At 55.8% G+C, this 7897-nt stretch carries 9 protein-coding genes; 8 read left to right on the forward strand and 1 reads right to left on the reverse strand.

Annotated elements, in window-relative coordinates:
• The 8 genes from OXG87_15495 to OXG87_15530 form a co-directional block, all read left to right on the forward strand.
• A partial coding sequence (locus OXG87_15495) for a hypothetical protein (protein ID MCY3870953.1) occupies positions 1-927 on the forward strand: 927 nt, incomplete at its 5' end.
• Between the two features lie 29 nt (positions 928-956).
• Positions 957-2123: a mandelate racemase/muconate lactonizing enzyme family protein gene (locus OXG87_15500; protein ID MCY3870954.1), complete on the forward strand. Its 1167-nt coding sequence runs from the start codon at positions 957-959 to the stop codon at positions 2121-2123.
• On the forward strand, positions 2120-2674 hold the full coding sequence (locus OXG87_15505; GenBank protein ID MCY3870955.1) for a GNAT family N-acetyltransferase: 555 nt from the start codon (positions 2120-2122) through the stop codon (positions 2672-2674). Before OXG87_15500 ends, OXG87_15505 begins: the two co-directional genes overlap by 4 nt.
• A 45-nt stretch (positions 2675-2719) precedes the next feature.
• Positions 2720-3589, forward strand: coding sequence for an amidohydrolase family protein (locus OXG87_15510; GenBank protein MCY3870956.1), 870 nt, complete (start codon positions 2720-2722; stop codon positions 3587-3589).
• A 34-nt stretch (positions 3590-3623) separates the two neighbouring features.
• Entirely contained in the window at positions 3624-4907 is a 1284-nt protein-coding gene (locus OXG87_15515) for a DegT/DnrJ/EryC1/StrS family aminotransferase (GenBank protein MCY3870957.1), read from the forward strand.
• 18 nt (positions 4908-4925) lie between these two features.
• Positions 4926-5132 carry a hypothetical protein gene (locus OXG87_15520; protein ID MCY3870958.1) on the forward strand — a complete coding sequence of 69 codons (207 nt, stop codon included), beginning with the start codon at positions 4926-4928 and terminating at the stop codon, positions 5130-5132.
• Between the two features lie 45 nt (positions 5133-5177).
• The gene (locus OXG87_15525; protein ID MCY3870959.1) at positions 5178-6206 is read left to right on the forward strand and encodes a hypothetical protein; all 1029 of its coding nucleotides are present in this window, start codon (positions 5178-5180) and stop codon (positions 6204-6206) included.
• Positions 6207-6248: 42 nt separating this feature from the next.
• Positions 6249-7175: a hypothetical protein gene (locus OXG87_15530; protein ID MCY3870960.1), complete on the forward strand. Its 927-nt coding sequence runs from the start codon at positions 6249-6251 to the stop codon at positions 7173-7175.
• Positions 7176-7338: 163 nt separating this feature from the next.
• On the opposite strand, the gene OXG87_15535 is transcribed toward OXG87_15530, so the two are convergent.
• On the reverse strand, positions 7339-7897 hold a 559-nt coding region (locus tag OXG87_15535; protein MCY3870961.1), incomplete at its 5' end, for a hypothetical protein.

Genomic DNA, 7897 nt, shown 5'->3' on the forward strand with positions numbered 1-7897 from the left:
GAGGCCGCCCGCGAGGCTGCGGATAATCTGATGGAAGGGAGCCTCTGGTATGGGGAGGGGAAGACGCGGCTGCCGATGAATCGGCGTCCGGAGCGGGATGGCCGGGTTGTGAATGCGCCGAATCCGGACGGACCGGTGGACGATCGGATGCAGCTTCTGCTTTTCAGAAAGGCCACGGGAGAAGCGGCGGCGGTCGGGGTCAAGGTATCCTGCCATCCAGTTGCCACAGGTGCGCAACATTTGATCACAGCAGATTGGCCGGGGGCATGGCGTGCGGCGTTTTCCAATGTGTTTGGTCCTGATGTGATCCCGTTTTTCCTGCAAGGGGCGGGTGCAGATGCACGCCCTCGACATGTGGCCGAAGGAGACCACTGGCGGGCGATGAAGCACGCCGAACTCGCTAAGATTGGCGATGAACTGCTGGCTGAGACCCTGGCGATCCTCACAGGAATGAATCTCCGTCCGATAGATAATCTGACGCTGCAAGGGAAGATTAACGTTGTGCAGGCTCCATGTGAGAAGCAATATACTACTCGCGAACAACTCGAATCTTTGAAGGGTGAAGGCGGACTTCTGCAGCAGTATGCGAAAGCGGGTCTGGAGCGTCTGGATATGGGAGAAGAGATTCCTGATCAGGTGGCGTTTCAGGTTCAGACGCTGTGGTTGAACCGGGAGCTGGCTTTGATCGGTCTGGATGTAGAGCCGCTTTGTGGCCTGGCGAGGACAGTTGAGGAGATAGTTGCGCCAGCGCAGGCGGTTCTTCTGGGATATACGAATGGCTGTGTTGGTTATACCCCCGATACAGAGGAGATGAAGCGCGGGGGGTACGAGACCGGTAGCTATCTGCCCAAGTTATGGTCCGGGCCATTGAAGCCGGGTCTTGAAGATCTGTTTGCGAGTGCTGTTGTTCTCCATGCGGGAAATTAGAAATCTGTGTCAGATAGGAGAAATGACCGATGAAGATCACTGAGGTGGAACCCATCCTGCTCACGGTTGATATGCCGGAAGAGCATCCTTTGCGATGGTCGGGAGGAGAAACAGACAGCGTAAACTGCGCGCTGGTGCGGGTGCATACCGACGAAGGCGTCACCGGTCTGGGAGATTGCTACGGGCCGGGGTTTGTCGCGGGTGAAGCCACGGCTGAGTTGTTCCGCCTGTTCGGGCAGTTTCTCCAGGGCAAAGACCCACGAGACGTGGCCGGGTGTTACGAGATGATGTACCGCCGCATCCTGTACTGGGGTCGGTCCGGGCTGGCAGTAGCAGCGGCCAGTGCGGTCGAGAACGCCCTGTGGGATATTGCGGGGAAAGCGGCCAGTGTGCCGGTATATCGCCTGCTGGGAGGGTTGTGCCACGAGAAGCTGCCAATTTATGCCAGCGGCGGTCTGGAACAGCCTCTGGAGGATCTGAAAGCAGAGATGAGAGCGCATCTTGAAGCGGGGTTTCGAGCCGTGAAGATGCGGATTGGCGTGAATCGGGAACACGATCTGGAACGGGTGGCCGCGTGCAGGGAAGTGCTGGGACCTGAGGTGAAGTTGATGGCGGACGCGGTGATGGGACACAACCCGGATCCGTGGACGGCAGCCGACGCAGTCCGGGTAGCGAAGGCTTTAGAGCCTTACGATTTGTTCTGGCTGGAGGAGCCTTGTTTTGCTGCGGACTACGAGGGCTATGCCCACGTCCGCCGAAATACCTGTATTCCCATTTCGGGCGGTGAGAGTTCGTGCATGCGGTATGAGTTCAAACATTTTTTTGAGCGGCAGGCATTGGATGTGGCCCAGCCGGATGCGTGCCAGGCAGGGGGCATCTTAGAGTGTATGAAGGTGGCTGCGATGGCTGACGCCTATGGTGTAAAAGTGGCGCCCCACGCCTGGGGGACTTCGATCACGGTCGCAGCCAACCTGGCCTGGGCATTTGTCACGCCCAATACCGTGCTTGCCGAGTATCCGACCTGGCATTTCCCGCTCACAGACGCGCTATTTGTGGAAAAACCGCGGATTGAAGATGGGATGGTTTATCCTCCAACAATGCCTGGACTGGGAGTAGAACTTCCGAAAGAGCTGGAGGAAAAGTACCGTTACCGACCGGAAGCTTCCAGGCTGGATATGCGGAGAGAAAGAGAATGAAATTCGGTACTGATGAAGGACGTCTGATCGAGCAATGGAGCGTTGACGGCGGGGAATACGTGATGCGCACGGCGCAATGGAGCGATCTGGCATCCTATGGAGCGATGCACCGCGAGTTGTATAAGGAGCAGGTGATGGCGAGTCCGAGGAACGCCGATACTCGGGTCGCAGGAGAAGCACTCGGCGGGAGACTTACGGACATGGCCTGTGGCACAGGTGTGCTGCTGGTCGTGGAGACAGATGGGCGGATCGTGGGAGAGGGGACGCTTCAGCGCTCCAACGGGGACGGTTCGATTACCCTGGGGCTACTGATTCTCAAGGATTTTCGAAATAAGGGGATCGGCAGGCGGCTGATGGGTGCGTTAGAGGACGAGGCGCGCCGACTCGGCAAACAGCGGATTGATCTGACGGTCTGGAGTGCCAACGAGCGCGGTTACTACCTCTATACCAGCATGGGCTATCGGGAAATCGGGCGGTTTCCGGATTGGATCCGCTCGGATCTTGCGCCAAGAGGGACATCCGACCTCGTGTGGATGTTGAAGGATCTGTAGGTTTGCAGGATCAGAAAACCGCAGATAAACGAAAAAGGAGAATCGATGTCTAAGAAAGGCTATCGGGTGGACTGCCACACACACCTCTGGCGCTATCCGGGTGAATTGACCGACGAATTGGCGCGCGAGACTTTTATTATGCGCAATCAAGAGGTGGATCTGGATATTACACCCGATATGCACACGGCAGCCGTGGCGGAGGTGGACTGCGCTATCGTGTTCGGGTTGCGGGCACCGCTGACGGGCTTTTTTACTGTCAACGATACGGTTGCAGATTATGTGCGCGCTCATCCGGAAAAGCTGATCGGTTTTGCTGCGATCTGCCCGACTGAAGACAACGCGCTTGAGGAGGTTGAGCGCGCGGTCAAAGAGCTGGGGTTGCGGGGCCTGAAGATGAGTCCGATCTACGGTGGATGGGACCCATTGGATGCGGTTGCGCTGGCTATTTTTGCCAGGGCAGAGGAGTACGGGTTGCCCATTATGTTCCACCAGGGAACGACTTTTCCGCGCAAGGCACCGCTGAAGTATGCGAATCCCGTTCTGCTGGAGGATATCGCGCTCCGGTTTCCAGATCTGAAGATGATAATCGCCCATATGGGGCATCCCTGGGAGGCTGAGACCATTGTCCTGATTCGAAAGCAGCCAAACGTGTTTTCGGATATTTCGGGTCTGTTCTACCGGCCCTGGCAGTTTTACAACTCGCTGCGGCTGGCGGTTGAATACGGGGTTGTGGATAAACTGCTCTTTGGAACCGATTATCCTGTGGCTACTTTTGAGGAAACAGTGGAAGGGTTGCACCATGTGGTCCGGCTTTCCCAGGAGATGCGACTGCCTCCGCTACCAGAAGACCTGCCGGATCAGATTCTGTACCGCGATACTCTTGGTCTGCTGGGGCTTTCTGATACTGTGACCTGACGCTCGCGTTTCAGCATATTGAAAGGAGATATTGATGGGAAAGCTGGCATTGACGGGGGGACCTGAGGCGGTAACGCTCGACAGAAGAAAATTCGCGGTTCCCCCTGTGAGTGAAGAGGCGATTGCAGCGGTGGTGGAACTGATGCGTAAGGGCGAGACTTCCATTTCACCATCGGTTGCCGAGTTCGAACGCGAGTTTGCCGATTACGTCGGCTGTGAATACGGGCTGGCGCTTACCAGCGGTACGGCGGCGCTTCAAACGGCTCTGTTTGCGGTGGGGGTGGAGCCAGGCGATGAGGTTATTGTTCCTTCCTTCACATTTCTTACCACAGCGACGACTGTGCCAGCTATGGGGGGAGTCACTGTTTTTGCCGATGTAGATCGCGATACGATGACTCTGGATTCTACCGACATAGAGCGGAAGATTACAGGGCGGACCCGTGCGATTGTCGTTTGCCACGTCTGGGGTAATCCTGCGGATATGGAACCGATTTTGGAACTGGCACGCCCTCAAGGGATTGCCGTGATTGAGGACTGTTCGCATGCCCACGGGGCGATCTGGCAGGGAAAGAAGGTCGGTTCAATAGGCGATGTCGGTTGTTTCAGTTGCCAGGGTTCCAAGCTGGTTGCGGCGGGGGAGGGCGGTGTGCTCACGACAAACGACCGCGACCTGTACGAGCGGGCTATCTTGCTGGGCCGTCCGGAAAAGCGTGCCGAAATTCGAGAGGATTCATGGATAAAACGCTTTGCCTTCACGGGGTTAGGTTTCAAATACCGTCCCCACCCACTGGGCATTGCAATCGCCCGCGAGCAACTTCATCACCTGGATAAGATGAACGAAATCCGAGACCGCAATGGTGCCGTCCTGGACGCCGGGCTGGCAGATGTGGCAGATGTGGTGCCTCAGCGAGTGCTTCCGGGTTGCCGGCGCGTTTACAATAGCCATTGTATGCGGTATGATCCGGACAAGCTCGGAGGTGTTTCAATCGAGACCTTCCTGCGGGCGCTCTCAGCAGAGGGTGTGGGTATCGGCAGAATGAGATACGGACATTTGCACGGGAATCCGATTTTCACGGAGGGATTTCCCTATGGTACGAAGGCTGCGACATTGAACGCACAGGGACATGATGCGTCGGATTTTGCAAATGGCCCACTTCCGGTGACAGAACATCTCAGAGAGTATGCTTTTCGCGCGGCTCCCCGGCTCGAAACGGAGTGTCGAGAACTGATCAACCAGTATCTGGATGCCTACCACAAGGTGGCATCGGCCGTCGATGAACTCCTGACGTACGAGAGGGAGCACAAATCAGAGGCTTAGAAGAGACACGGAGGTGTTATGGTATCTAAAGAGATAACAAATCCTGCTCCGACATTGACGGACGAGACATTTGAGGCGTTGTTCGAAGTCTGCCGGCCCCAAAAGGAAGGGTGGACAGATATCCCCTGGATCGGAGAACTCTGGGAGGGGCGACAGAAGGCGGCGCGCGAGGAGAAGCCACTGTTTATCTGGGCGATGAACGGCCATCCCCTGGGGTGTACGTGAAATAACGGGGTTACGGGCCGTGCGCTCGTTTTTTCAGATCCGCGTGTGATTGAGTTTTTGAATGAACGGTTTATCCCGGTGGCCGTGAACAATTCCCGGTTGCAGCGACAAGCCGATGACGAGGGCCGATTTTTGCGCCTGATCTCCTGGCAGGGAAGGTACGGGTATTCTTTTGAGGAAGCACAGGCCAGATTGGAGGATATCGATCACGGGCTGAATCATCAGGGTTTATATGCAGTGACGGCAGAGGGGGAAGTGTTGGGTAGTCGCAATAGGCTGTTTCCGGGAGGCAAGGCCTCGGTCCATGGTGTGGGTAGCGATCCAGACCGGTTTTTGTGGATGTTGAGACGGGCGCTGGAGAACTGGGAGAACCGCAAGACCCAGCGCGAGGCATTGGAAATCGAAGGTCTGGCGTATCGAGATCCCACATTTAGCTGGACGGGGTATCCTGAAGATGGATTGGTTTTACACCTGAGCGTTCGGGACTTACCCCGGGAGGTGGATACGCGACCTTTGGGAATGAAGCGGGAGGCGCACAACCAGGATTACGTCTGGTTCCGACGGGAAGAGGTGCTGGCTATGGTTCCACCGGATGCGGCTGTGGGTGATGTTATCCCCATGCCCGATGGGCTGGTCAGACGGCTGGTGCGTTATCATCTGGCGGATTATGTTCGAGGGGAAACGTCTTCGTGGCCATCCGAGGCGATCCGGGATGTGGCTATGACGTTGACGGTGACTGAGGAGACACCGGAATGGGTTGATTTAAGGCTTTCCGGATCCGCGCAGTTGTTCGAGGAGGGGAGTTGGTACGAGGGCGCGTGTCGGGAACGGGGGCTGGATGCATCGCTGCTGGGATATCTCCGTTTTGATCGGCGGACGGAACGGTTTGTGCGGTTTGATGTGATGGGAGTGGGATCGCGGTGGGGCGGTACGGACTACAACGTACGGCAGGACGATTTGGAGCCTGCGCCGATTGGGATTGCGATGACGATAGCCGGACGGGAAGCAAGGGATCGCATAGCGCCGCATGCGTGCCAGAGACGAGGTGGCCTTGAATGGTATTTTAATGCGTGATTTGATATTGGGGATGTGTTTTATCGCATTTTTGGAGAGACAATGATACGGTGCGAACGCAGAGCAGAACTCGAGATTGAAACACCCCACCTTTGTGCAGCAGTGCGGACCGAGGGATATGTAAGCGGGATCAAGAGCTGGTCGTTTGTAGATAAACGGACGGGCGCGACCGATCTGGGTTCGGGCCTGCACATTATGGACTTCCTGCTCGTGCCGGAGTGGGGAGATGCGGAGCCAAATCGGATCTACGACGGGAATCTGCCCAAGCACGTCGTGGAAGGTCCCCAGATCTGTACGCGAGCACAGCGGTTGGATTATGAGGTCATCCAGAGTGAGGCGTTTCTGGCTGTGCGGCAGTGGTTTACGTTCACGAGCGTGGTTGAAGGTTTCCAGGCCGGATCGCGGTGGGAGCAGACATTGCTCTTTCTGCCGGATACGCGATACGTGCTTTCATGTGAACGGATTTATTGTGTCAACAGCGCGGACTGTCTGTTCTACCGGATCGACATGCCCGGCCACTTGCACCACAAGGGCGGAGACTCCTTTACACGGATTTACTTGAGCTATCACGGGTATATTGAATCTTCAGAGTTCCTGGCAGATTTCCCTCCTGACGAGGGATTTCTCTACCAGCGAAAAGAGGGCGATATTCCCGATCGGATTATCCGGGCATACGAACAACGACAAGAGGATGGCACATCCGTGTGGCTGGCTGGGATGACGCTGGATCCGGCGGATGTGTACGAGGCATGGTGTCATCAACGGGGTTATGTCTGCTTCATCCAGGAACTGCACGGTCGAAAGGTGGGGGCAGGGGACACGATTGGAGCCGCATACGTGGTGGGGTATTTCGATTCGGTGGATGAGATGAATGCGGTTTACGACCAGTATCGGGGGGTGCGCTCGATTGCGGTAGATGAGAATGGATATGCCCTGCTGGATGCGGTGAAGAAAGCTGATGGGATTTAGCGCCATCGGCTCACCCCCTCAATAAACTCACCGCCTATATCTGTAGCAATCTGCGTCCAGATTTCGTCCTTGGAGGGACCGAAAGCAGATCTGATAATACCCATCTTTTCCTCCATAGTTGTAATGCTTGATAATCCCACAAATAGCCAATCGCTTCCGCGATCTACTTCAATTGTTCCTCTATCCAATCCATCCACTTCACAAGCTGCGAAAGGTATCTTGATACCCTCTCGTTTGAAGATGGCACCAGGTGGATATACAACTCTCTGGTCTCATCGAGAAAGTCAGTCCACTGTGGATATGACGCCTTTAGCACCGGTATTGTGTCAACGCCTTTAAGGGAACGAAATCGCCCTTGTGCCATCAAGAGACAGGCCCCACCTAATACGCCAAGCCGCGCTAACTTGCGGAGTCTTAGTCGAGGCTCTTCGGGGAGAGAAAAGTCTGTTGTATTTTCCTTTTCTAATCCCGCTGCATATCGAGTAAGATCCAAAGCTGGCTGAAAATATTCTCGCACCCACGATGGAGTGAAAGTCGGCAATTCGAACTCTTTTGTAAGATCACGCCCCCAAACAAGCGTGGCATCGTAATGTAAGCGAAATCCAAATGCCTGATGCCGCGACCGCATGTCTTTGTTCGCTCCCGGTTGTCTGCCCTGTAGAACATCATCAATTGAACGGGGCAGGGTGAGTCCAGGTGTATTAGGACACTCGCGCTCGAGT

It is taken from the genome of Gemmatimonadota bacterium (assembly GCA_026706845.1).
Classification (GTDB): domain Bacteria; phylum Latescibacterota; class UBA2968; order UBA2968; family UBA2968; genus VXRD01.

Bases quoted from the DNA above. Each gene is read 5' to 3' on its own strand.
- OXG87_15500 (MCY3870954.1), top strand. From the start codon at position 957: ATGAAGATCACTGAGGTGGAACCCATCCTGCTCACGGTTGATATGCCG.
- OXG87_15515 (MCY3870957.1), top strand. From the start codon at position 3,624: ATGGGAAAGCTGGCATTGACGGGGGGACCTGAGGCGGTAACGCTCGAC.
- OXG87_15520 (MCY3870958.1), top strand. From the start codon at position 4,926: ATGGTATCTAAAGAGATAACAAATCCTGCTCCGACATTGACGGACGAG.
- OXG87_15505 (MCY3870955.1), top strand. From the start codon at position 2,120: ATGAAATTCGGTACTGATGAAGGACGTCTGATCGAGCAATGGAGCGTT.
- OXG87_15510 (MCY3870956.1), top strand. From the start codon at position 2,720: ATGTCTAAGAAAGGCTATCGGGTGGACTGCCACACACACCTCTGGCGC.
- OXG87_15530 (MCY3870960.1), top strand. From the start codon at position 6,249: ATGATACGGTGCGAACGCAGAGCAGAACTCGAGATTGAAACACCCCAC.